The sequence below is a fragment of the Alcaligenes sp. SORT26 genome (genome assembly GCF_017377875.1).
Classification (GTDB): Bacteria; Pseudomonadota; Gammaproteobacteria; order Burkholderiales; family Burkholderiaceae_B; genus Alcaligenes; species Alcaligenes parafaecalis.
Genome location: NZ_CP070975.1, coordinates 3,963,834 through 3,986,801, shown reverse-complemented (window position 1 = coordinate 3,986,801; position 22,968 = coordinate 3,963,834). Strand labels below are relative to the sequence as shown.

19 protein-coding genes and 3 tRNA genes are annotated in these 22,968 nt (G+C 56.2%); 11 read left to right on the top strand and 11 right to left on the bottom strand.

From position 1 onward, the window contains the following. The first annotated feature begins 4 nt into the window (after nt 1-4). Together JYG33_RS18180 and paaX are read left to right on the top strand one after the other, a co-directional pair. Nucleotides 5-1,474, top strand: coding sequence for a phospholipase D-like domain-containing protein (locus tag JYG33_RS18180; protein ID WP_207873523.1), 1,470 nt, complete (start codon nt 5-7; stop codon nt 1,472-1,474). Nucleotides 1,475-1,633: 159 nt separating this feature from the next. After that, nucleotides 1,634-2,596 carry a phenylacetic acid degradation operon negative regulatory protein PaaX gene (gene paaX, locus JYG33_RS18175; protein WP_207873522.1) on the top strand — a complete coding sequence of 321 codons (963 nt, stop codon included), beginning with the start codon at nt 1,634-1,636 and terminating at the stop codon, nt 2,594-2,596. A gap of 172 nt (nt 2,597-2,768) precedes the next feature. Here the strand turns inward: paaX and JYG33_RS18170 are convergent, their stop codons facing one another. From JYG33_RS18170 to JYG33_RS18160, 3 genes are all read right to left on the bottom strand, one after another. Next, nucleotides 2,769-4,487 carry a cation acetate symporter gene (locus JYG33_RS18170; RefSeq protein ID WP_207873521.1) on the bottom strand — a complete coding sequence of 573 codons (1,719 nt, stop codon included), beginning with the start codon at nt 4,485-4,487 and terminating at the stop codon, nt 2,769-2,771. After that, nucleotides 4,484-4,792 carry a DUF485 domain-containing protein gene (locus tag JYG33_RS18165; RefSeq protein ID WP_207873520.1) on the bottom strand — a complete coding sequence of 103 codons (309 nt, stop codon included), beginning with the start codon at nt 4,790-4,792 and terminating at the stop codon, nt 4,484-4,486. Before JYG33_RS18165 ends, JYG33_RS18170 begins: the two co-directional genes overlap by 4 nt. A 350-nt stretch (nt 4,793-5,142) precedes the next feature. Further along, nucleotides 5,143-5,219, bottom strand: a tRNA-Arg gene (locus JYG33_RS18160). Between the two features lie 332 nt (nt 5,220-5,551). Here JYG33_RS18160 and JYG33_RS18155 point away from each other — a divergent pair. Then, the gene (locus JYG33_RS18155) at nt 5,552-6,793 is read left to right on the top strand and encodes a phospholipase A (RefSeq protein ID WP_243430222.1); all 1,242 of its coding nucleotides are present in this window, start codon (nt 5,552-5,554) and stop codon (nt 6,791-6,793) included. Nucleotides 6,794-6,810: 17 nt separating this feature from the next. On the opposite strand, the gene JYG33_RS18150 is transcribed toward JYG33_RS18155, so the two are convergent. After that, the gene (locus JYG33_RS18150; RefSeq protein ID WP_207873518.1) at nt 6,811-7,770 is read right to left on the bottom strand and encodes a LysR family transcriptional regulator; all 960 of its coding nucleotides are present in this window, start codon (nt 7,768-7,770) and stop codon (nt 6,811-6,813) included. A gap of 121 nt (nt 7,771-7,891) precedes the next feature. Between JYG33_RS18150 and JYG33_RS18145 the strand changes: the two genes are divergently transcribed. The 4 genes from JYG33_RS18145 to JYG33_RS18130 all read left to right on the top strand — a co-directional run bounded on the left by JYG33_RS18145 (nt 7,892) and on the right by JYG33_RS18130 (nt 14,213). Continuing rightward, nucleotides 7,892-11,449 (top strand): indolepyruvate ferredoxin oxidoreductase family protein, encoded by a 3,558-nt coding sequence (locus JYG33_RS18145; protein ID WP_207873517.1) that lies wholly within the window; start codon nt 7,892-7,894, stop codon nt 11,447-11,449. 243 nt (nt 11,450-11,692) lie between these two features. Continuing rightward, nucleotides 11,693-13,582: an LTA synthase family protein gene (locus tag JYG33_RS18140; protein WP_207873516.1), complete on the top strand. Its 1,890-nt coding sequence runs from the start codon at nt 11,693-11,695 to the stop codon at nt 13,580-13,582. Between the two features lie 59 nt (nt 13,583-13,641). Beyond that, nucleotides 13,642-13,718: transfer RNA gene (locus JYG33_RS18135), tRNA-Pro, on the top strand. 234 nt (nt 13,719-13,952) lie between these two features. Continuing rightward, on the top strand, nt 13,953-14,213 hold the full coding sequence (locus JYG33_RS18130) for a hypothetical protein (RefSeq protein WP_207873515.1): 261 nt from the start codon (nt 13,953-13,955) through the stop codon (nt 14,211-14,213). Nucleotides 14,214-14,243: 30 nt separating this feature from the next. Here the strand turns inward: JYG33_RS18130 and JYG33_RS18125 are convergent, their stop codons facing one another. Together JYG33_RS18125 and JYG33_RS18120 are read right to left on the bottom strand one after the other, a co-directional pair. Further along, nucleotides 14,244-14,660, bottom strand: a complete 417-nt coding sequence (locus JYG33_RS18125; protein ID WP_207873514.1) for a cytochrome c — start codon at nt 14,658-14,660, stop codon at nt 14,244-14,246. Continuing rightward, nucleotides 14,657-16,285 carry a flavin monoamine oxidase family protein gene (locus JYG33_RS18120; RefSeq protein ID WP_207873513.1) on the bottom strand — a complete coding sequence of 543 codons (1,629 nt, stop codon included), beginning with the start codon at nt 16,283-16,285 and terminating at the stop codon, nt 14,657-14,659. Before JYG33_RS18120 ends, JYG33_RS18125 begins: the two co-directional genes overlap by 4 nt. A 285-nt stretch (nt 16,286-16,570) precedes the next feature. On the opposite strand from JYG33_RS18120, the gene JYG33_RS18115 reads away from it, so the two are divergent. After that, nucleotides 16,571-16,647 (top strand) — tRNA-Pro (locus tag JYG33_RS18115). Nucleotides 16,648-16,754: 107 nt separating this feature from the next. Here JYG33_RS18115 and JYG33_RS18110 read toward each other — a convergent pair. After that, nucleotides 16,755-17,192, bottom strand: a complete 438-nt coding sequence (locus tag JYG33_RS18110; RefSeq protein ID WP_207873512.1) for a PACE efflux transporter — start codon at nt 17,190-17,192, stop codon at nt 16,755-16,757. Nucleotides 17,193-17,289: 97 nt separating this feature from the next. Here JYG33_RS18110 and JYG33_RS18105 point away from each other — a divergent pair, with 97 nt between their 5' ends. Beyond that, entirely contained in the window at nt 17,290-18,195 is a 906-nt protein-coding gene (locus JYG33_RS18105; RefSeq protein ID WP_207873511.1) for a LysR family transcriptional regulator, read from the top strand. On the opposite strand, the gene JYG33_RS18100 is transcribed toward JYG33_RS18105, so the two are convergent. Further along, nucleotides 18,179-18,904 carry a transporter substrate-binding domain-containing protein gene (locus tag JYG33_RS18100; RefSeq protein ID WP_207873510.1) on the bottom strand — a complete coding sequence of 242 codons (726 nt, stop codon included), beginning with the start codon at nt 18,902-18,904 and terminating at the stop codon, nt 18,179-18,181. The genes JYG33_RS18105 and JYG33_RS18100 overlap by 17 nt on opposite strands. 82 nt (nt 18,905-18,986) lie before the next feature. Between JYG33_RS18100 and JYG33_RS18095 the strand changes: the two genes are divergently transcribed. Continuing rightward, nucleotides 18,987-19,388 carry a DoxX family protein gene (locus tag JYG33_RS18095; RefSeq protein ID WP_207873509.1) on the top strand — a complete coding sequence of 134 codons (402 nt, stop codon included), beginning with the start codon at nt 18,987-18,989 and terminating at the stop codon, nt 19,386-19,388. Nucleotides 19,389-19,443: 55 nt separating this feature from the next. On the opposite strand, the gene JYG33_RS18090 is transcribed toward JYG33_RS18095, so the two are convergent. Genes JYG33_RS18090 through JYG33_RS18080 form a run of 3 tightly spaced genes read right to left on the bottom strand, consistent with a single transcriptional unit; the run spans nt 19,444 to nt 22,023 of the window. Beyond that, on the bottom strand, nt 19,444-20,805 hold the full coding sequence (locus JYG33_RS18090; RefSeq protein WP_207873508.1) for an ATP-binding protein: 1,362 nt from the start codon (nt 20,803-20,805) through the stop codon (nt 19,444-19,446). Beyond that, nucleotides 20,802-21,467: a response regulator transcription factor gene (locus JYG33_RS18085; protein WP_207873507.1), complete on the bottom strand. Its 666-nt coding sequence runs from the start codon at nt 21,465-21,467 to the stop codon at nt 20,802-20,804. The genes JYG33_RS18090 and JYG33_RS18085 overlap by 4 nt, the downstream gene beginning before the upstream one ends. 1 nt (nt 21,468) lies before the next feature. Then, the gene (locus tag JYG33_RS18080; protein ID WP_207873506.1) at nt 21,469-22,023 is read right to left on the bottom strand and encodes a hypothetical protein; all 555 of its coding nucleotides are present in this window, start codon (nt 22,021-22,023) and stop codon (nt 21,469-21,471) included. Between the two features lie 224 nt (nt 22,024-22,247). Between JYG33_RS18080 and JYG33_RS18075 the strand changes: the two genes are divergently transcribed. Continuing rightward, the gene (locus tag JYG33_RS18075; RefSeq protein ID WP_207873505.1) at nt 22,248-22,658 is read left to right on the top strand and encodes a hypothetical protein; all 411 of its coding nucleotides are present in this window, start codon (nt 22,248-22,250) and stop codon (nt 22,656-22,658) included. Nucleotides 22,659-22,968 lie beyond the last annotated feature (310 nt).

The window sequence follows — 22,968 nt, the reverse complement described above, 5'->3', positions numbered from 1 at the left end:
CCCCATGCAAGAGCATCTGATACATCTGCGCTCCCTGCTGCACGATTACTGGCCGCATCTGGCCCTGGCACTCAGCGTGATACTGGGCGCGTCGGCGGCGATTCATGCCGCCATGACCAAGAATGATGTCCGTGCCGCCATCAGTTGGGTAGGCGTCATCATCATGTCGCCACTCCTGGGGCCGTTTCTGTATTTGATCGCAGGCATCAACCGCGTACGCAGGCAAAGCCGCCTGGAACACAGCGCAGACGTGTTCTATGAGCAGGTTACCTATCTGCATCCCCCCGTCTCGGATATTGGCGCCCTGGTCGGCGCGCCTTTCCGTTCCTTGCAGATTCTGGGTGACCGGGTCAGCCGCAGCCAGTTGCGCAACGGCAATAATGTGCGCCTGCTGGTGGGGGGCGATCAGGCTTACCCCGCCATGCTGGAAGCCATTGAGCAAGCCCATAGCACCATCGCTCTGCAAAGCTATATCTTTGATAGCGACCGCCTGGGGCGCGAATTCGTCAGTGCCCTGTCCCGCGCGCACCAGCGTGGTGTGCAGATTCGCGTTCTGGTCGATGCCATCGGCGCAAAATACTCACGCACACCCATTGTGCGGGCCCTGCGTCGTGAAGGTATACGCTGCGCCTTGTTCATGACCAATCCCCTGGGCTTTTTACGCATGCCCTACGCCAACCTGCGCAGTCACCGTAAACTGCTGATTGTGGATGGCACGGTAGGCTTTACAGGCGGCATGAATCTGCGCGAATCCTTTATGGCGCAATACAGCGACGGCAAACCGTCCCAGGACACGCATTTCCGCCTGGAGGGCCCCGCCGTCATGCAGTTGCTGGCCTCTTTCCGCCACGACTGGCAATTTACGACCCGCGAGGATCTCTCCCCTGCTTATTGGCATGCCAGCTCCTCGCCCGCCCCCCGGCCCCACGTACCGGCACGCTGCATTGCGTCTGGCCCAGACCGCTTCATGGCCAGCACGCACCATATGCTGCAAGGTGCATTTGCCATTGCTCAACGCCATATCCGCATCCAGTCCCCCTACTTTCTGCCCGACCAGATTCTGCTGGGCGCCTTGAATACGGCTGCCCGCCGTGGCATCCAGGTAGATATCGTGATTCCAGGGCAAAACAATCTGCGTCTGGTCAACTACGCCATGACAGCCCAGCTAGACCAGGTTCTGCGCGCAGGCTGTCGAGTCTGGCGCGCTTCCGGCCCCTTCAACCATTCCAAACTGATGACGATTGATGGCGTCTGGTCCTATATTGGTTCGTCCAATCTGGACCCACGCAGCTTGCGTCTGAACTTCGAGCTGGATGTGGAGATCTACAGCCGCGACACCGCCCGCCAAATCCAAAACCTGATTGATCTGGAAATTGAGGAAGCCGAAGCGGTCACCCTGGAATCCTTAAGTTCGATTGGCTTTGGCAAGCGCTTGCGCAACCGCCTGATCTGGCTGGCCAGCCCTTATTTGTAGTGTCGGTGCGTATAAAACTCCTGCAAGCTTCAAGAAAGCCCCTAGCTTGCACAATCTTTCAATCCGCTTGCGCACCCACCCTTTATAATCAAGCGCTTGAACGGTCTACACAGATAGGCGTGCCGTCCCTATACAGCCTTGAGCGCCTTTAAAAAAACAATGTCCGAGCTCTCTTATTCCGACCTGGCCCACTGGGCCGCCCACCATCTGGAAAATCGCCCTCCCCGTGCCAAGTCCCTGGTCATGACCTTGTTTGGCGACGTCATTCGCCCGCATGGCGGCAAACTTTGGCTGGGTAGCTTGATCCAGTTGCTGGCCCCTTTCGGGATCAGCGACCGACTGGTGCGCACCAGTGTGTACAGGCTGGCCGAAGAAGGCTGGCTCAGCGCACAGCGCGAAGGGCGACGCAGCCAGTACACCTTGCGCCCCGAAGCCAGCCAGCGCTTTGAGCATGCTTATCAGCGCATCTATACCCCGACCTATCTGGCCTGGGACGGGCAATGGACACTGATTTTCAGCATGCCCAGCCTGATGATGAATTCCAAACAACGGGCCGACTTGCGTAAAGAACTGCTGTGGGAAGGGTTTTGTGCCTTGTCGCCCACCGCGTTCCTGCACCCGAACCCGGATCACACGATTCTGGATTACATCCTGCAAGCCACACAGGCCCAATCTCAGGTGTATGTAGGCAAACTGGAGCCGTCCCAATTACCCCAGACCCGCCCCCTGTCCCAATTGATCCAGGACAGTTGGGACTTGGCTCAGGTTGCCAACGGCTATGGGCAGTTCATCCAACGCTTTGCGCCAGCACTGGCGATGTTAAATGCGGGCCAGTCTTACAACGACGAACTGGCCTTCGTGATTCGCACCTTGCTGATCCACGAGTTCCGCCGTATTCAGTTGCACGACCCTCAATTGCCTATTGAATTACTGCCAGCAGGCTGGGCAGGCAAGCAGGCATACGAGCTGTGCCGAGATGTCTATCGACAAGTCTGCGGCAAAGCCGAGCGCTATATCCTGTCCACCTTGCGTGCGGAAGACGAACAAGCCCCCGAAGCGGCAGCCTATTTTTACGAGCGCTTTGATGGCCTGCCCCAAGCAACAGCCCCTGATCAGGTATAAAGCCATCCAATAGGCGGCATTGCCGTTAGGACTGCCGTTAGGACTGCCGTTAGGACTGCCGTTAGGACTGCCATAAAAAAAACCCGGTGTGATTGAAATCACACCGGGTTTTTTGTGCCCTTTCACTATCAGGGCCAGGCACGGGCGATCAAGCCCGGCCTGTCAGCATGGCTTAGTGCGAAGACGCGGCTTCAGCACCCACACCCGTTTCGGAACGTACCGACTGAGCTTCAAAACCAGCACGGTCAATCTCGGCACGTGGACTTCTATCGGTGATCGAGAAGAACCAGATCGCGATAAAGGCCAAAGGCATGGAGAACAAGGCAGCCGAGGCATAAGGGAACGGAGCCGAACCAGCAGGATTACCCAGCGTGGCTTCCCACACCGATGGCGAGAGCAAGGTCAGCAGCAAGGCAACGATCAGGCCCAGGAAACCGCCAATCGTGGCACCGCGTGTCGTGCAACCTTTCCACAGAATGGACAGGAACAGGACCGGGAAGTTAGCCGAAGCGGCAATCGCGAAGGCCAGGGACACCATGAAAGCGATGTTCTGCTTCTCGAAAATAATGCCCAGTAGCACCGCAACCACACCCAGGATCAAGGTGGTGGTACGCGATACACGCATCACTTCCTCGTTCGTGGCTTCGCCTTTTTTGATCAGCGTGGAGTACAGGTCATGCGACACAGCGGAAGTGCCCGACAGGGTCAAACCAGCCACCACAGCCAGAATCGTGGCAAATGCCACTGCCGACATGAAGCCCAGGAACACGTCACCACCCACAGCATCAGCCAAGTGCACGGCAGCCATATTGGAGCCGCCAATCAGGTCGCCACCAATTTCCAGGAAGCGGGGATTGGTAGACACCAGCACGATAGCGCCAAAGCCAATGATGAAAGTCAGGATGTAGAAGTAGCCAATCCAGGTCGTTGCCCAGAACACGGATTTACGTGCTTCTTTTGCATCAGGCACGGTGAAAAAGCGCATCAGGATGTGTGGCAGACCAGCCGTACCAAACATCAGAGCCATACCGAAGGAAATCGCGCTGATGGGATCCTTGATGAAGTTGCCGGGGCCCATGATGGCCTGACCAATCGTGGAGGCCTGAACCGCATCTTTACCCGCAGCAATAGCGGCATCGGTCTTGACCTGCACGGCAGCGGCAAACAGTTTTTCAGGAGAGAAACCGTACTGTGCCAATACCATGATGGCCATGAAGGAAGCGCCGAACAGCAGCAGGCCCGCCTTGATGATCTGCACCCAGGTCGTGGCTGTCATACCGCCAAACAGCACGTAGACCATCATCAACACACCGACCAGCACCACGGCAACCCAGTATTCCAGACCAAACAGCAGCTTGATCAACTGGCCTGCACCCACCATCTGTGCAATCAGGTAGAACAGAACCACAACCAGCGTGCCCGAAGCCGCAAAGGCGCGAATCGGACCTTGGCGGAAGCGATAAGCTGCCACGTCGGCAAACGTGAATTTACCCAGGTTGCGCAGCTTTTCTGCCAGCAGGAAAGTAATGATGGGCCAGCCGACCAAAAAGCCGATAGAGTAGATCAGGCCGTCATAGCCGTTGATCATCACCGCAGCCGAAATACCCAAAAAGGAAGCCGCAGACATATAGTCACCGGCAATGGCCAGGCCGTTTTGAAAGCCTGTAATACCGCCACCTGCCGTGTAGAAGTCAGAGACCGACTTGGTGCGGGCAGCCGCCCATTTGGTGATCCACAAGGTCGCCAGCACAAAGACTGCGAACATGCCAATGGCAGTCCAGTTGGTCGGCTGCTTTTGCAGCTCGCCCAGGTCGCCACCCGCCGCCAGCAAGGCGGGGCTAGCCAACATCAGGCCCAGAGCTAGGCCGGAACGAAGATAGGAATGCTTCATTTACGCACCTCCTCAAGGACTTCCTTGGCCATCTGGTCAAACTTGGTATTGGCGCGCCAGACATAAATGCCGGTAATGACAACCGCCAAAACAATGACACCAAAACCAATAGGAATACCCAGCGTCATCACGCCATCACCCAGACGCTCTGCAAACAATTCCTTGTCGAAAGCAATAATGCCGATATAGCTGTAGTAAGCCACCAGCATGACGATGGTGAGTATCCAGCCCAACCGCAGCCGGGTCTTGACCAGATTCTGATAGCGAGGATTGGCCGAAATTCGACCTACAAGGGGGTCTTGCATAGTTTGTCTCCGCATTGTTCTGAACGCCTTATTTTGCTGGCGTATCTTATTGAACCGGCCCAGCCCGAAAAGGCTGAAAACGGCGCTATGAAGACGCCTGCCGACGTCTATGCGGTGAACATTAGAGCCCGACACTTACACCATACTTACTAACAGCACCGCCTCAGGGTTATGCCTAGGACGGGCAATATACAGCCTTCCCGCAGGCAGCAAAGACCCTTGCCGCGACAATGAATTTCGCTGTAAAAACAGATAGTTAAATGGTAATAAACAAGAGAAACGGAGCGCACAAAAACGCTACTGCGATCCTGACAGACCAGGCGCAAACCGCGCAAGAAAAGGAATAAGATTGGCGCGGGTGGAGGGGTTCGAACCCCCGGCCCCAGGCTTAGAAGGCCTGTGCTCTATCCAACTGAGCTACACCCGCCGGTTCTGATGGCATCGCCAGAGAAAACTGGGCAATGCAAGGTCCTGAAAATCAAGATCTTGTATAAACAAGGACTTAATCCATGGCCGAATTTTGGAGGAAAATAAGGGCCGAAAAGGACAATCGAATATTCTAGCCTGAAAAGCCGTTTTAGATAAGCAGCAAGCCATTCAGAGTGTCAATACTGTAAGAAAAATAATTATAAGTAGTATTTTTAGTCGCAAATGGTACAGTCGTGTACGGATTAACTCGTTTTTCTGGATCTCTTTTTCATGCCGACAGCAAAGAAATTAAGTAAGCACTCTTTAATCTTATCGGCCCCCTTTCTACTCTTGAGCGCCATCCTGAATACCGCACAAGCCGGTATCACGTATCAGTTGCGCCAAGTACAGGCCAGTTCAGGCGAAAGCGTCAATATTGATGCCATCGTCTACAACGACACGGGCAGCTTGATGAGCTGGACCGCCCCGCAAAATCTGGTGTTGCAGTGGCGTGACAATGACGGCAACGTCATCCGAAGTCTGGCTGAACTGGTTACCCCCCGACCGCGAGCGTCCATCCCCACCAACAACTTCACCGCCTATAGCTGGCGGGCTGTGGTCCCCAATGGGTTGACCGGCCTGCAAGCCGTCAATATTGAAGGCGAGCGGGTCATGTTGGCGCTGGATACCAACTCGCAAGGCCAAAGCCCGATTACGTCACGCCCCGCCACCGCGCCGGTAATTAATGCGGGCGCAGGTAGCGATCCTCGGGTCATTGATCCTGAATTGCCCTACGCACAGGCTGCTGCTGCCGGGGCACAAGCTGAAGGCCCCGCCATTAATAGCGGCGAGGGTTTGCGCCCAGCGAGCTCCAGTTTCGAGAACTTCAGCAACGCGATCTCGGCCCACGACCCAACCTACTTTATTGGTGGCAATAAAGGCGGCACGAATGCTCGCTTCCAGTTGAGCTTCAAGTACCGCCTGCACTCGCCGTCGGACCCAAGCAATCCGAAGTTCTACGACCACTTCTATATTGGCTATACACAAACAGCCCTGTGGGATCTGCACGCAGACTCCAAGCCATTTGTGGACACCACTTACCGCCCCAGCTTCTTCTGGCGCAAGGATTCCATCTGGGAATCCGAGCAGAAACGTCTGTTCATGGGCCTGGCAACCGGTTATGAACACGCGTCCAACGGCAAGGCCGGCGACGACTCCCGTTCCATGAACGAAGTCTTCATCCAGCCCGAGTTCAATTACCGCTTCGATCACGGTGCAACGCTGACGTTTGCTCCACGTATCAAACACTATGTGTTTATGGGCGAAAACGCCGACTGGGCACACTACCGTGGCCGTTACGACTGGAATCTGCGCTATGCCCAGGACAACGGGCTGGTCCTGTCCGGTATGTATAACAAAGCTGCAGGTAGCCGCAACACACACGAGTTCTCGATTGCCTGGCCACTAAAGCGCACGCCTTTGAACATGAATGGCTATCTCTATGGCCAGTACTTCTCGGGCTATGCCGAAACCATGCTGGGCTACCGCGATCGTTCTTCGCAATTCCGTATTGGTCTGGCCCTGGTGCCTTGAGCCGAGTTAAGCCGAACTCAAAGCAGTCCCCCACCGCGTCGGCTACCCATGCCGGCGCGGGCCATATCATGATCACAGGCCTGGATCAAAAAGCGCTGGAACAAGGCCACCAAACCTTGTGGTTCCCTCCCTTTCGGCCATAACAAGCCCACCTCCACCGACTCCACCGGGTCACTAATCCCGATAGCATGGATGCGCTTGCCTTCCAGGGACCAGGGGCGGTAAACCATATCGGACAAAATCGTCACCCCAAAGCCATAAGCCACCAGACCTCGCACGGCTTCCAGTGAACGCGTCCGCATTGCCACTCGCTCTGGAAAGCCAGGCAGTCCCCAATGCCGCCTGGCGGCCGTGTCGGCATCATCCACCGTCAGAAAGATAAAGGGATAGTTATTGACCTGCCCCAGTGAAACACTGGATTCATTGGCCAGAGCATGTTGATCCGACACCCATAAACGACGGCGCGAGCTGCTTAAGCGATGATGCCCATACATGGCCAGATCGGTGATATTCGACAAAATAGCAACACCCAGATCGATACGCTCGCTTTGCAGGGCCGCTTCCATTTCAGGGCGTTCCATATCCACCAGCTCGATATCGATATTGGGGTAACTGTGCTTGAAACGGCTGATCAGGTCGGGTAGAAAATACCCTAGCACTGTGTACCCCGCTGCTACCCGAATCTGCCCCTCGATATTCTGACGGCGCAAATCCGCATGATTCAGCGCATCACTGACGGCATCAATAACGTGGTGAGCATGATGGAAAAACGCCTGCCCCTGTGGCGTTAATTCCACGCCATGCGGCAAGCGCTCGAACAGCGCCACATTTAGCTGACGCTCCAAACTTTGCACCGCATTGCTGATTGCCGACTGCGATACGTTCTCCGCCTGAGCCGCCGCCGAGAACTGCCCACTAACGGCCGCAGCGATGAAATAGCGGAACTGTCTCAAGGTCACTTCGTGTTTCATAGCCATCCGTTTTTCAGATATCAGGTACACGTAAATTTGATTTTACGATAACAAAAAGCTGCCCTAGACTAAAGAACAAACTACAACAACTTGCACGAAAACCATCCTTCTTGCAGGAGACAAACTCATGAATGCCCCACTCAACAAACCTTACAAGGCCATGTTGGAATCCGTGTCCCTGGACGACAAATACACTGTCACCAAGGGCCGCGCCTATATGAGCGGCACACAGGCGCTGGTGCGCTTGCCCATGCTGCAAAAGGAACGCGACCAGCGCGCTGGTCTGAATACCGCCGGCTTTATCTCTGGCTACCGGGGTTCCCCATTAGGGAGCGTAGACCAGGCTCTGTGGCAAGCCAGCAAACACCTGAAAGAACACGACATCGTCTTCAAGCCCGGGCTGAACGAAGACCTGGCCGCTACCGCCGTTTGGGGTAGCCAGCAAACCAATCTTTACCCCAATGCCCGTTTCGACGGCACCTTTGCCATGTGGTACGGCAAAGGCCCCGGCGTGGATCGCTCCATGGACGTGCTCAAGCACGCCAACTCGGCCGGTAGTGCCCGTCATGGCGGCGTGCTGGTTCTGGCGGGCGATGACCACGGCGCCAAATCCTCCACCGTCGCCCACCAGTCCGATCACGTTTTTGCCGCCGCCGGTATCCCCGTGCTGTATCCGGCCAACGTACAGGAGTACCTGGACTTCGGCCAGCATGGTTGGGCCATGAGCCGATTCTCCGGTCTGTGGGTGGCCTTGAAGTGCGTCACCGAAGTGGTGGAATCGAACGCCTCGGTCGACCTGGACCCGGACAATCTGAAAATCGTCCTGCCCGAAATCGAGGACATGCCGGCTGACGGCCTGAATATTCGCTGGCCTGATCCTCCGCTGGCTCAGGAAGCCCGCATGATGAACCACAAGTGGTACGCCGCTTTGGCTTATGTGCGTGCCAACAAATTGAACCGTGTCGAAATTGATTCGCCCGACGCCCGCTTTGGCATCATGACGGCCGGTAAGGCCTATCTGGATACTCGCCAGGCCTTGGCCGATCTGGGCCTGTCCGACGAGCTCTGTGCCGAGCTAGGCATCCGACTATTTAAAGTGGGCTGTATCTGGCCTCTGGACGGGCAGGACGCCCGCCAGTTCGCCACAGGCCTGTCCGAAATTCTGGTGGTAGAAGAAAAGCGCCAGATTCTGGAATACGCCCTGAAAGAAGAGCTGTATAACTGGCGCGACGATGTACGCCCCAAGGTCTACGGCAAATTCGATGAAACCGAACACGGCGGTGGCGAATGGTCTCTGTCGCGCTCGCCCTGGCTGTTGCCCCCGCAAGGTGAACTGTCGCCCGCTATTATTGCGCGCGCGATTGCCCGCCGCCTGGGCACCATGGACCTGCCTGAGGAGCTGCAAGCCCGCATCCAGGCCCGTCTGGCCATTCTGGACGCCAAGGACCGTGAAGCCCGCATGCCGCGCGTCAGCGTAGAGCGCAAACCCTGGTTCTGTTCGGGCTGTCCGCACAATACCTCTACCCGCGTGCCTGAAGGTTCGCGCGCCATGGCCGGGATTGGCTGTCACTACATGACGGTCTGGATGGATCGCAACACGTCCACCTTCAGCCATATGGGTGGCGAAGGGGTAGCCTGGATTGGCCAGCAACCCTTTACCGATGAAAAGCACGTCTTTGCCAACCTGGGCGATGGCACTTACTTCCACTCGGGTGTACTGGCGATTCGTGCGTCGATTGCTGCCAACTCCAATATCACTTACAAGATTCTGTATAACGATGCCGTCGCCATGACAGGCGGCCAGCCCGTAGACGGGATTTTGAAAGTCACCGATGTGATTGCCCAGGTGCATGCGGAAGGCGCCCGCAAGATCGTGGTCGTGACCGACGAACCCGAAAAATTCAAGGGTCTGACCCTGGCGGGCAATCCCCCCATCTATCACCGGGATGAGCTGGACCGCGTGCAGCGCGAGCTGCGTGAAATACCCGGCACCACCATCCTGGTCTATGACCAGACCTGCGCCACAGAGAAACGTCGCCGTCGCAAAAAGGGCACGTATCCTGACCCTGCCCTGCGCGCCTTTATCAATGACACGGTCTGTGAAGGCTGCGGGGATTGCTCGGTCAAGTCCAACTGCTTGTCCGTAGAACCCTTGGACACCCCTATGGGTTCCAAGCGTCGTATCAACCAGTCCTCCTGTAATAAGGACTTCTCCTGCGTTAACGGTTTCTGCCCCAGTTTTGTCACCCTGAAAGGGGCGCAAGTACGCAAGCCGGAAGCGCAAGGTCGCTCGCTGGAATCCTTCAATCTGGCCGAATTGCCTTTGCCCAAGCTACCTAGCCTGGACAAGACCTACGGCATTTTGATCGCGGGTATTGGTGGAACTGGTGTGGTCACGGTGGGCGGCCTGCTGGGCATGGCGGCTCATATTGAACAGAAAGGCGTCAGCGTACTGGACATGGCCGGTCTGGCACAGAAAGGCGGTGCCGTGTTGAGCCACGTACAAATTGCTCGCCAGCCTGACTTGCTGCATGCCACACGCGTTCCTACCGGCGAGGCTTCTTTGCTGATTGGTAGCGATGCACTGGTTAGCGCCTCCACCGATGTACTGAGCCGCGTCAGTCGCGACCGCACGCACACCATTATCAATACGGCAGCCAGCCCCACCTCGGATCTGATTGGCAACGCGCACTGGCAATTCCCACTGCAAACCGCCTGCACAGATATTGAAAGCGCTGTGGGCCAGGATATCCGCTATCTGGATGCCAACGCCCTGGCCGTACACGTCATGGGCGATGCTCTCTATGCCAATCCCATCTTGCTGGGCTATGCCTTCCAGCGTGGTTGGATTCCTCTGCACATGGACAGCCTGCTGCGCGCCATTGAGCTGAACGGCGTGTCCGTTGAAGCCAACCGCAAAGCCTTCCAGTGGGGCCGCCTGGCGGCGGAGAAAGGGATTGAAGCCTTGATGGAAGGTGCCACATCCAAGGCTCGCGCCGTTGCCTTCCCTGAAAGCGTGCAATCCCTGATCAAGCGCATGGAAGAACACCTGAGCGCCTATCAGAATCCGGCCTGGGCCAAGCGCTACCGTGATGCCATCACCTCCGTCATGGAGCGTGAGTCCCGCCTGGATCAGGACAAGGCTTTGCCTTTGACCCGTATCGCCGCCACGCAATTGGCCAAGCTGATGAGCTACAAGGACGAGTACGAAGTCGCCCGTCTTTATACCGACCCGGCTTTCCTGGATAAGCTGCGTGCCCAATTTGCGGGTGAGCCTGGCAAGGACTACCAGATTCAATACCATCTGGCTCCACCCCTGCTAGGTCGCAAGAACAGCCAGGGCCAGCCTATCAAGAGCAAGTTCGGCCCCTCGACCCGAAGCCTGTTCAAGATTCTGGCCGGTCTGCGTGGTTTGCGTGGCTCGGCGCTGGATATCTTTGGCTACACCCAGGAGCGTCGTCAGGAACGTCAGAACATTGAAGACTATCTGGCCGACCTGAACGAAGTCAGCGCACACCTGGATGCAGACAATCTGGAAGTGGCGCAGCGTTGGCTGAACTACCCGGATCTGATCCGTGGCTATGGCCATGTCAAAGATGCTGGTCACCTCAAAGCCTACGCCCAGCGCGAACAGCAACGTAGCCAATTCCGTTCTCGCACGGAACCCAGCCAACGCGTTGCCTAAGCCTGCCCCCAGCCCTGAGCTCAGGGCTGGGCCCCTTTAGCTCCTCCTTAATAGCAGGCTGTCTTAGCAAGCAGCCTGCTCTTTTTTTTGCTCTTGAACGCTACCTGGCCCCTGGAACGCTTCCCCCGTTCAGACCCTGTCCGTTTAACGACATAGTTTGCTTATTAAACTGACATACAATCGTGCAATTCGATGCCAGTGCCACCGTCCGTGGCGTATGGGTCGGCCCAGGACCACATTCTTATGCGCCATCTTGTTTACGTCTTTATTCCCTCTGCCCTGATCTTGCTGACTGCGTTCAGGCTGGCCTTTGCCTTTTGGCAGTGGCCACGTGTGCGTCAGGCGGGAGGACTGCTGCCGATTCTGATAGGTGGCTTGCGTATTGACGCCCTGATGATTGCCGCCTTAAGTGCTCCTGTTGTGCTGCTGGCCCCTTGGGTGGGACATTTCCCCGTGATGACCACGGTAGCGGCTCTCTGGTTTACCTTCGCCTGGTTCCTGCTGACCTTGCTGGAAGTGTCCACGCCCCAATTCATTATTGAATACGACACCCGTCCAAACCGCCTGTACGTGGATTACCTGAAGCACCCTCAGGAAGTGATGGGCATGCTCTGGAAGGGCTACAAACTGATGATTGGTATCGCCCTGATCGGGCTGGGGCTGATTGTCTATTCAGGCTGGTCTATTTTTGGGCATATCGCCCCCGATCCGGTCATGAGCTGGTGGCTGCGTCCTATCTGGATGCTGGTCGGCGCCGCCTTGTGCGCCCTGGCGATACGCGGCACCTTGGCGCACCGCCCCATCAACCCTTCATCGGTGGCCTGGAGCAGCGACAGCATGCTCAACACCCTGCCCTTGAACTCGCTGTACAACGTGGCCTACGCCATTTACAGCATGAAAAACGAGCGCTCTGCTGAAGACATTTACGGCGGCATGGATGCAGCGGAAATGAACCAGATTGTGCGCGATGCTGCATCCCTGCCCGCCGGGCCGGATAATCTGCCCACTCTGCACCGCCAAACACCCGCCCAGAAAGGTACACGCAAGCCCAATCTGGTTCTGATTGTGGAAGAAAGCCTGGGCGCACAATACGTCAGCAATCTGGGCGGCGCAAACCTGACCCCGGAACTGGACAAGCTGGCTGAAACGGGCTGGAACTTCCGTCGTGCCTACGCAACGGGCACCCGTTCTGTGCGCGGTCTGGAAGCCGTTTCCGCCGGTTTCCCGCCCACCGTGGCCGATGCAGTGCTGCGCCTGCCCGGCTCCCAAACCCGCTTTTTCACCCTGGCCCAGTTGCTCAAGGAACAAGGCTACCGCTCGCGCTTTATTTATGGCGGTGAAGCCCACTTTGACAATATGAAGAGCTTTTTCCTGGGTAATGGCTTTGATGAGCTGCATGAGCAGTCCAGCTTTGAATCCCCCGAGTTTGTCGGCACCTGGGGTGCCAGCGACGAGGACATGTTCAACAAACTGCACCAACTGCTTAGCCAGGACACTGAACAGCCCACCCTGACACTGGCTTTTTCCGTCAGCAATCACTCACCTTGGGAGTATCCTGCTGGCCGCATTCAGGTTGACGGCGATCCTGCGACAGTCGAGAACACCGTGCGTTATGCCGACTGGGCCATTGGCGACTTTTTCAAGAAAGCCCGTGAATCTGAATACTGGGACAACACCGTATTCCTGATTGTGGCCGATCACGATTCCCGCGTCGGCGGCGCCAATCTGGTGCCCCTGCGCCACTTCCATATCCCTGCCCTGATTCTGGGAGCAGGCGTGCCCAGCCGCCAGGACGACCGCATTGTCAGCCAGATCGATATGGCCCCCACCTTGCTGTCCCTGATGGGAATTGAAAGCGAACACCCCATGATTGGGCGTGACCTGACCCAGCAAGACAGCGACCGGGCCATGATGCAGTACTTCGAGAACTACGGTTATCTGAAAGGCGACATCCTGACTGTGCTGATGCCCCACCTGCCGCCTTGCCAGTATCGCTATACCGCACCGGACAAATACGACGCGCTGGAGCAGATTGACGAAGCACTGGCTAAAGAAGCCTTGGCTCACGTGCTCTGGCCTAGCTGGGCCTACCATGAGCAGGCTTACACCCTGCCTCACCTGCAAAAGCGTTAAATCAGAGCGTGCAGCGCTTGACGAAGCGCTAAATCCGTTCTATCATGCTTGTCTTTAGTCGGGGCGTAGCGCAGCCTGGTAGCGCATCTGGTTTGGGACCAGAGGGTCGTAGGTTCGAATCCTATCGCCCCGACCATTAAAGAATTAAAGGCTTAGTTCATTACACAGTGAACTAAGCCTTTTTCTTTGCCCGCTTATCGGGCAAGGCTTGTTTTTCTGCCGGATTCATTTGCTGCTCACCCACGAGCAACCTTCAATTAGCCTGTTTCACCAGACAGCGCCTGGGTCTGATACCTCCCCCACCAGCAACATCCGTTTGCCACCTCAAGTACCTTATGCTTTAGGCGCAAAACATGATCAGGAATCCGAAATGAGCGACTCAAGAATTATAGGTTTGAGCAGTCTTGCCTGGCTGCTGTGCCTGCTGACCGTGCCCACTCTATTTCTGATTCTGCCCGTCTTTCTGTTCCCCCTGTCCGCTTGCCTGATCAGCCTCCATGTTTACAAGCGCGGCCTGCGTGGGCAGGCACGCCGTTTGGGTATTCGGCTTTTCGCCCTGCTGCCTATCCCGGTAGCAATATTTATCTTCCTGTTTTGCATGCAGTGGATTCAGCAGGGCTATCGAGCCTGAAGCCCCGGCCCTGCCTCTCCATGATCCTTATCAGTTCAGATCAACATACTGATGGTCTTTGGGCCGTTGCGCCGCTACATCCTTGGCTGTGACCTTGTCACTGAACTCATTGCCAAAATGCGAGCGTACATAATTAACCACCTCGGCAATTTGCTCGTCATTCATCAAACCACCTAAACCCGGCATGGCCCGATTGCCCTGGGTCACCATGAACACGGCATAGGCCGGTGCTCCCAGCTTGGGATTTTTGGACAGGGAAGGATAGGTCCCCGCCCCTGTCGCCCCTTTGGCATCAAGCATGTGGCAAGAGGCACAGACCTGTTCATACAACTCCTTGCCCGTTTTCTGGGTAAAGACCTGGGTGTCACCTCCCACCACCGCCGTATCGGCATAGCTGACAGTCAGAAAGCCAGAAGCCAGCAGTATCGCTAAAGATCGCATCATCATGACTGGGCTCCTTTGGAATCGGCTTGCTGATTACCCACAGCCTGGCTATGCAAGCGCGTAATCGCATTCAGGGAAGACAGAATCGCCCCCTCCTGCCAGGCGTTGATATAGGATGCATGCTCACCAGCCAGCACCAGATGACCGTCTATCTGACACAGGTTGTTGTAATGCGCCTTGCGGGTCTGATCCGTCCATAAACCGTAGCAACCCAAGGTCCACGGCACGCGGTGCCAGGCCACGGCCACCCCGCTTTCAAACTCATCCTTGTATTGAGGGTGAATCTGCGCGCCATACTCCAGCGCATGTTTGACGCGATCCTCAGGACTGAGCGAGGACCATTCTGTCGCACTAGGCCCAAACATATAGCCCCCCAGCAACACGCCCTTGCCCCCGGCATTCATCCCGCCACTGGGGTAAGAAATCTGGGTAATGGGCAGATCCGTATAGCTGATGCCACCGTAAATGGCCTCATCGTCCTCCCAAAAGCGTCGCTTGAATTGCAAGCCGATCTTGACCGATGGCGCATACGGCACAGCGTCAATAGCTGCCCGCATTTCCTTGCTGGAGTCGACTTCGATCTGGCTCAACACGGACAGCGGAATGGTGCAGACACACCAGTCTGCCGTTTCCTTATGCTCCTCGTTCTTGGTCTGATCGGTATACGTCACCGTGACTTTGCCATCGCTTTGCTTGATGGCCGTGACCTTGGCATTAAAGGTAAATAGCCCTTCCAGCTCTTTACCAAACGCCACCCCGATCTGATCCATACCGCCCACAGGCTGGAACATGGTTTGCTGGAATTCATACAGATCGTGAATGCCCATATTGTGCCAAACGCTGGAACGCACAATATCGGCCAGAGCCAGAGGCTCGGAAAAAACGGGCTCGGCGTTCAAGCCACCGCCTGGGTCCCGCTCAAAGCCGCGCACATCAGAGCTGGCATGACCTTTAACGTAAGCCATGTTCTTGTCCAGCGCTCCCCAGCTACGCAGAGCCTCCAGCAGCTTTTCCTGATCTTCTTTGGACATGGGTGCATCCAGCGCCTGGGTATTGATGGCCTTGGACAGCAGCTCGGCCACCTGTCCCTGAAAGTCCGCGTGGATATGGCGAAAGCGCTGCGGCTTGCCATCAAAATGTTTACTGCTGTGCAAGTAAGCGTTGTAGTTGTACTGGACAAAGGGCTCCAGCCGGACTTTGAGTCGTTTGCAGTAATCAATCAAGGCTCTGTGATGAAAGGGAATCCGCCACGGACCGGGATTAATGTACTGATCCTTGTCGAACTTCACCTCCTGCTTGGCTCCGCCCAGCTCGGTAAAACTGTCTCCGCCGTGCAAAGACCAATTTCGCCCGCCTACTTTCTCCCGGAACTCCAGGATCTTGACCTTGTAGCCTGCATTGCGCAGCTCCAAAGCGGCCACCATACCCGCCAGACCAGCCCCCAGAATGACGACAGAAGTCCCGGGCTTGGGTTTACCTTCCAGGCGGATAGGGCCGTCGTAACTCCCTTCGGCCGCATGGCCCAGCCGCATCATGGCCTGATACATGGCCGCACCACCTGCGGCATACCCGACCATTGTCAGAAAGTGCCGCCGTGTCAGTATTCCACCCTGTAAAACTTGGCTCATCGTGCTTTCTCCTTTTTGGAAAACTGATGAGCAGCATTCGCCCCCAACGTCTTTGCCAACCCCCGGTGCATAAATGCTACTCGTGTGGAAAACAACAAAGAACACATGCTTTGTTATCAGCTTGCCACTTAACTATAAGCACCTGAAATATTTAAGCCAAAGATAAAAACATATCTTTACAGCGCTGAAAATTAGCTGACTCCCGATAAATACCTTCAAGCCCTTTTTTGTGGTGGGCATTTGCTTGCCAAGTTCATCGCCACGAGATATAATTTTTTGCTTAGTCGGGGCGTAGCGCAGCCTGGTAGCGCATCTGGTTTGGGACCAGAGGGTCGTAGGTTCGAATCCTATCGCCCCGACCAAAAAATTCAAAGGCCTTGCAGAGCAATCTGCAAGGCCTTTTTGTTTTGCTGAATCAATGAGCTGGCTGCGACGACACGGGTCCTGGCAGCCACTGGGCCACTACCGCTTAGGCCTGGCTGGAACTGATCCCGACCGAATTGGGCAAGCCAAAAATAGAATCAAACGCCCAGTTGTAGATGAATGCAAAGATGGGAAAGAAAGCCAACAGCACCGCTTCCATCAGAAATGCCTTCCACAGGCTGACATCCAGCCACCACGCGATCAGCGGAATCAGCAAGGAAACCAGCACGATCTGAAATCCGGCCACATGCAGCACCCGATGCCAGAAGGTGCGCGCCTGAATCTGGCGACGACGCTCCCAAGCCTCAAACAGCATGTTGTAAAACAGGTTCACCGATACCGCGCACGTACTGATCATGAAAGACAGCACACCGCTCTCCATCGCCCCCGCCCCGCTCAAGTGTCCTAGCACGACAGCCGCCACCATCATGCCCAACAGCTCGAACATACCTACATAGACCACTCTTCTTTTCCATCCCTGCACGATAAATATCCTTGATCAAAATGTCCGAAAGGATGATTATCCGGGGTACAGCTTTTAGAAAAAGTCAGATTCCATCAGTTTTACTTATGGTTTAGCCATGCTTACCAGTGATCATCTTGAACTGCTGCTCGCCGTGGTCGAACACGGCTCCTTCTCCGCCGCGGCACGCGCCTTGCGCCGCACTCAGTCCGCCGTCAGCATGGCGGTAGCCAATCTGGAGGCCGAACTGGACCTGCCCCTGTTTGATCGCAGCCGCCGTGAGCCGGTCCCAACGGCAGAGCTGCTGGCCATGCTGCCCGATGCCAAACTGATCAGCAGTCGCTTGCAAAGTCTGCGCCTGCATTTGCAGGAATTATCGGGTGGGCTGGAAAGCCATTTACGTCTTGGCATTGTGTGTGATGTGAACCCCGAGCCTGCCTTGATTGCCCTGCAAGCTCTGGAGCAACGCTATCCCGGCCTGGACATAGAGCTGCGGACTGCGCCGCAAGACACCTTGGTCAAGGCTCTTAAAAAGCGTGAGCTGGACCTGTGCATCGCCTATGGGGGGCTGGAACTGGAAAGCGTGGGGATTGTGCAATCGCTATGGACAGAAACCATTAGCGCCGTCGCCGCGCCGGGCCATCCTTTGCTGCAAGATAACCCCCGGCCATTGGAAGATCTGAAGGCCTACAGGCAGATTGTGATCACCAGCCCCGACGACGATATAGGCAAAGACCGATCCATGCTCAGTCTGCGCCAATGGAAGACAGATAACCTCTCCCTGACGCTAGAACTGGTGGAGCGGGGACTGGGTTGGGCGAACCTGCCCTTGTCATGCCTGGGCCCCTCACTGGAGTCGGGGCGCTTGAGCCGCATCCAGTTCGCGACTGGCAGCAATGGCCTGGACTTGCCAATTTATCTGCTGCAGTCCAAAGGACAGGAGGTGGGCAAGGCACAGGCCCTGTTCAGACAGGCTCTGCAAGACGAGCTGAATACGCGTCTTCAGCCTATTCCGGCACCGTGACATTGGCCTGGCCGCTATCGGCCAAAAACTGCGCCACCATCCCTTCTTTTTTCTGTCGGGCAATAAACGCCTCGATCCAGGCATGGGCCAGGGTCCGTTCCGACGGCACGGCCATCGCCTGACGAATCACAGTGAAACTATCCGGCAAAACACGCAGACCACTGCGTGAACTGGCATAGCGTTCCAGAGGCTGGCGCACACCGGCAGCGGCATCCAGTTCCTGCTCTACAAACAGATCAATGGCCGCAGCCGAGGTCGTAGCGCGCACCAAATCGGCATGCTTCAGGTTACGGCTCAAAAACAGGTCATAAGCCGCCCCTTTCCCCACTGCAATGCAGACCCCATGCCTATCCAGTTGATCCGTCGCCTGGAAGATCGAATCGGCACGCACCAGATAGGTGCCTTCGATATGCACATAGGCTTCTGTAAAACGGATCTTTTCAGCACGCTTGGGATCAATCGCCAAAAAGGCCAAATCCCACTCATCCTTGTACACAGCTTCCACCACCGCCTGGGCGGCGTCATAGCCATGAAAGTGCACACTCAAACCCAGCTCTTGCGCCACGCTGCGGGCCAGATCTGCCGACACCCCTTTGGGTGACTGCTCAGTGGCACCGCGTTGGGCCAGGACGGGGTTGCCGTAATTCATGGCAACACGCAAAACCCCGCTGGGGGCCAGTTCTGCTGCGACAGCCTGCTGTTGTGTCATGTAAATGCTCCGTCATACTTTTAAGAACCCGGTCTTCTACAATAACGCACCTTCCTGTCCCACTACATAATGGAGCGTCTGTATGTCTCGTGATGATCTTGGAAAACTCTTGCTGCGTGTCACGGTCGGTATCTTGATCCTGCTGCACGGCATCGCCAAGATACGTTATGGCATTGGTGGCATCGAAAGAATGCTGATCGCCAATAATATGCCTGGCTTTCTGGCCTGGGGCGTATACATAGGCGAAGTGATCGCTCCCGTCCTGATGATTCTGGGTTTCTACGCCCGCGCGGGTGGTTTGATTGTAGCCATGAACATGGTCATCGCCCTGTTACTGGCCCATAGCAACCAGATTGGCAGTTTTAATGCCCAGGGTATTTGGGCTCTGGAGCTTCAGGGCATGTTCCTGATTGGTGCTCTAACGGTAGGTTTGATTGGTGCCGGTCGCTACAGTCTGGGCGGTGACGGCGGCCCCTGGAACTAGTCTGCCTCTTTCCACAGACCACACAGCCAAAAAAGCGCCCGCTCTGCCGGGCGTTTTAACTGGCCAAGGTCAAATCCAGACGCAAGCCACCTTTTTCCGAGGCACTGGCCTGCACTTGTCCCTGATAACTACGCGCCAGTTCGCGCACAATATCCAAGCCCAAACCAAAGCCCGGATGACGTTCATCGGCCCGCTGACCACGGCCAAACACACGCTCCAACTGCTCTGGGTCCAGACCGGGGCCATCATCTTCCACCACCAGATGCAGCACATTGTCCTGCTGCCATACCTGACACCAGACATGCTGGCTCGCCCATTTGCAGGCATTATCCAGCAAGTTACCGGCCATCTCCTGCAGGTCCTGCTCTTCACCTTTAAAGACCAGGTCTTGAGCGGATAGCTCCAGATGAATCTGCTTGTCGCTATGCAAGCGCCCCATCACTCGACACAGGGATTGCAGACAAGTCGCCACATCAGTACGTACTCCAATTGCCCGTACCGCCATCGCCCGTGCACGTGACAGATGATGATCCACCTGCCGCTGAGCCAAGGCTACCTGTTCGCTTACCAGGCCCGCCAGATGCGGGTCTTGTGCCTCTGCGGCATTACCCATAATCGTCAACGGTGTTTTAACCGCATGGGCCAGGTTTCCGGCCTGCGCACGCGCCCTGTCCACCATGCCTGCATTGGCACTGAGCACGGCATTGAAGTCGTCCACCAAAGGTTGAATTTCACTAGGAAAGCTGCCACCTACCTGCGGTTCTCGTCCTTCCTGCACATCCAGTAAACGGCGGCGCAGTAATTGCAGGGGATACAAAGCCAGCACCACTTGCAACACGGCGGCCAGAATCAGCCCCAGTGCCAAGCCACCCAAGGATAGAAACAGAATCCGCTCAAAGCGGGCCAGAGGTTCGGCCAACAATTCCCGATTACCGCCCACCATGATCTGCAAGCTTTGGCCTTTCTCGTTGACCTCGTCCAGCTCCTGACGCAGCACCACCAGACGCTGCTTTTCGGGGCCTGTCAGCGACAAGACGCCATTGGGCGTATCAGGCGCATTCACATCCAGGGCTTCATCCCACAGGGAGGTCGAGCGCAAGGCCACTGTCCACTGATTACTGCCCGCTTCCTGACGTGCAATTTGCCAATACATGCCCGAATAAGGCTGCTCGAACAAGGGATCGCTCAAGCGTGATTGCAAAGTTACGCCATCGCTGCTGTCCAGATTCACGTCAGCCATGATCTGGTCCAGATGCGTTTGCAAACGCTGCTCAAACTGGCGATATACGTGGTCCTGAAACAAGCGGTTCAAACCCAGACCGGCCAAGATAATGCTGAGCAAAATCCAGGCCAAGGTCCCCAGCAGCAATCGACTGCGCAAGGAACCCAGGGTGGTACGACCGCGAAGCGCAATCATGCTTGCGGGTCCACCAGGCGATACCCCATTCCGCGCACCGTTTCGATATAGCCCGGTGGCAATTTCTTGCGCAGACGACCAATGAAAACCTCGATGGTATTGGAGTCGCGCTCAAAGTCCTGAGAGTAAATATGCTCGGTCAATTGCGTACGTGACAGGACCTGACCGGGGTGATGCATCATGAACGCCAGCAAGCGATATTCATGGCTGGTCAAGGCCAGAACCATACCCGCACAACTGATCGAGGAGGAGCGTGCATCCAGCTCCAGTTCACCTAATTGCAAGCGCGGATTCGCCTGCCCCGCCGCACGACGCAGCAAAGCACGCATACGGGCCAGCAGCTCTTCCATGTGAAAGGGCTTGGCCACATAATCATCCGCCCCCGCATCCATGCCTTCCACCTTGTCGTGCCAGTCATTACGGGCGGTCAGAATCAGCACCGGCATATTGATGTCCGATGCACGCCAGCGCCTCAATACCGATACGCCATCCATCCCCGGCAAGCCCAGATCCAGCACAACCGCATCAAAGGCTTCGACTTCACCCTGGTAGTGGCCTTGTTCACCATCATGGGCTACCTGCACGGCATAACCGGCCCGCTCCAGGGCCTGCTGCAATTGTGCCGCCAGAGTGGGTTCGTCCTCGACAACCAGTATCCGCATATCAATGTCCTTTGGAATGCGGACGCTTAACGCCACGCACAAGCAGCACTTCGGCGCTCAAGGCATCTACTTTCAGTCGCAGGAGACGGTTGTCGTCAAACAGCATGCGGATGTCGTACACCCAAAGCTCAAAGTGATCATCATATTCAAACTGCACTCGCAGCACCCGGCCAGGATAATCACCGCGGACACGCCGCAGTACTTCCCTCAAGGGCAAGGCCTCACCCCGGCGTACAGCCTCACGGGCCTGATCATGGCCTCGATACGCCGGTCCGGGGGGCCAATCAGGGTTAGGCCCAAAACGATCTCTAGGCGGCGGAGGTGGTGGTGGCGGGCGGCGTTCACAGTCCTCGTCCCGCCTGTCATTGTCCTCATCACGCCAATACTCATGCCCTGACCAGTCCGGGCGCTCTTGCGTCTCCCAGGACGAATCGCCCCGCCGATGTGTATCACAGGCGGGGGCATCATCATGAGAGCGGGCTCCTACCTGTGGCATCAGGGCGGTCAGAACCGCGGCCAGACACACAAGCAGTGCAGATCGTTTCAAGGACATCATGGGAACCGGTACGTGCAGAAAAAAAAGAGGGATCAAAAGATCACGCCCCCCTTATATAGCAAGCTGCGGATGAACATAACATGAACAGCGACTTCAGTTTAGATTCAGAGCCGCTTGCTCATAATGGGCACCAGGCTGACAGGGCAAACAAACCTTCCCCACTCAAAAGGAAGCTACCCAGGAATCTGACAGCACTACTTTTCGATTACATGAAGGAGCTATACATGAAACGCACTTCCCTTTTCTCCGCCTTGTTGTTGAGCGCCAGCCTGTTGGGCGGCACCGCTGCCATTGCCCAGGAAGCGACCCCCACGGCCCAAACACAAACCGCCCAGAAACAAACACGTCAGGCCCGCGACCACAAACCCCTGACCGCGGATGAAGTCAAAGACATTGGTCCTGCCTACCAGCGCCTGAAAGACGCGGGCTACACCAAGGTAGGTAGCTTGCACCAGCGTGGTGATCACATCATGGCCATGGTCGTGGATAAAGACGGGAAAGTCGTCCGCGTCCGCTCCGAAGGTGAAAACGGCGCCTTTACCGTGGTGGAACGCAAGACCGATGGCCAGCATCGTCGTGGTCACCGTGAAGGACACGAGCAACATCGTGATGCCGCCACGAAGGAAGCCAAGTAATCCTTGGACCTGAGGGCATCTCTATCACTTTTCCCTGAGCAGTCGCTGTTCGCAACAGTAGTTAGTCGTTTGAAGTGACAACATGCAGTTCTTTTAGCAGTAAAAGTCGGTAGTTGTAGTAAAGCAGTTGTCGTACAGGCAGTTGCAGTAAAGCAGGACGAAAAACGGCGCCCCCCCAGCGCCGTTTTTCTTACCTGTCACTTTCAGCGTCCAGTCAGCGTCGCCTTCTTTCCATCTCCCTACTCGCCTCTCTACTGACTAGCCCGGATAGGGGCATCCCGCCATAAGCGTTAGGATGGAGGTCTGTTTT

What these genes read in the sequence shown, in the direction of transcription:
- JYG33_RS18145 (WP_207873517.1), top strand. Translation starts at nt 7,892, where the DNA reads ATGAATGCCCCACTCAACAAACCTTACAAGGCCATGTTGGAATCCGTG.
- JYG33_RS18095 (WP_207873509.1), top strand. Translation starts at nt 18,987, where the DNA reads ATGTCTCGTGATGATCTTGGAAAACTCTTGCTGCGTGTCACGGTCGGT.
- JYG33_RS18140 (WP_207873516.1), top strand. Translation starts at nt 11,693, where the DNA reads ATGCGCCATCTTGTTTACGTCTTTATTCCCTCTGCCCTGATCTTGCTG.
- JYG33_RS18105 (WP_207873511.1), top strand. Translation starts at nt 17,290, where the DNA reads ATGCTTACCAGTGATCATCTTGAACTGCTGCTCGCCGTGGTCGAACAC.
- JYG33_RS18130 (WP_207873515.1), top strand. Translation starts at nt 13,953, where the DNA reads ATGAGCGACTCAAGAATTATAGGTTTGAGCAGTCTTGCCTGGCTGCTG.
- JYG33_RS18150 (WP_207873518.1), bottom strand. Translation starts at nt 7,770, where the DNA reads ATGGCTATGAAACACGAAGTGACCTTGAGACAGTTCCGCTATTTCATC.
- JYG33_RS18100 (WP_207873510.1), bottom strand. Translation starts at nt 18,904, where the DNA reads ATGACACAACAGCAGGCTGTCGCAGCAGAACTGGCCCCCAGCGGGGTT.
- JYG33_RS18180 (WP_207873523.1), top strand. Translation starts at nt 5, where the DNA reads ATGCAAGAGCATCTGATACATCTGCGCTCCCTGCTGCACGATTACTGG.
- JYG33_RS18090 (WP_207873508.1), bottom strand. Translation starts at nt 20,805, where the DNA reads ATGATTGCGCTTCGCGGTCGTACCACCCTGGGTTCCTTGCGCAGTCGA.
- paaX (WP_207873522.1), top strand. Translation starts at nt 1,634, where the DNA reads ATGTCCGAGCTCTCTTATTCCGACCTGGCCCACTGGGCCGCCCACCAT.
- JYG33_RS18170 (WP_207873521.1), bottom strand. Translation starts at nt 4,487, where the DNA reads ATGAAGCATTCCTATCTTCGTTCCGGCCTAGCTCTGGGCCTGATGTTG.
- JYG33_RS18075 (WP_207873505.1), top strand. Translation starts at nt 22,248, where the DNA reads ATGAAACGCACTTCCCTTTTCTCCGCCTTGTTGTTGAGCGCCAGCCTG.
- JYG33_RS18085 (WP_207873507.1), bottom strand. Translation starts at nt 21,467, where the DNA reads ATGCGGATACTGGTTGTCGAGGACGAACCCACTCTGGCGGCACAATTG.
- JYG33_RS18125 (WP_207873514.1), bottom strand. Translation starts at nt 14,660, where the DNA reads ATGATGATGCGATCTTTAGCGATACTGCTGGCTTCTGGCTTTCTGACT.
- JYG33_RS18080 (WP_207873506.1), bottom strand. Translation starts at nt 22,023, where the DNA reads ATGATGTCCTTGAAACGATCTGCACTGCTTGTGTGTCTGGCCGCGGTT.
- JYG33_RS18165 (WP_207873520.1), bottom strand. Translation starts at nt 4,792, where the DNA reads ATGCAAGACCCCCTTGTAGGTCGAATTTCGGCCAATCCTCGCTATCAG.
- JYG33_RS18120 (WP_207873513.1), bottom strand. Translation starts at nt 16,285, where the DNA reads ATGAGCCAAGTTTTACAGGGTGGAATACTGACACGGCGGCACTTTCTG.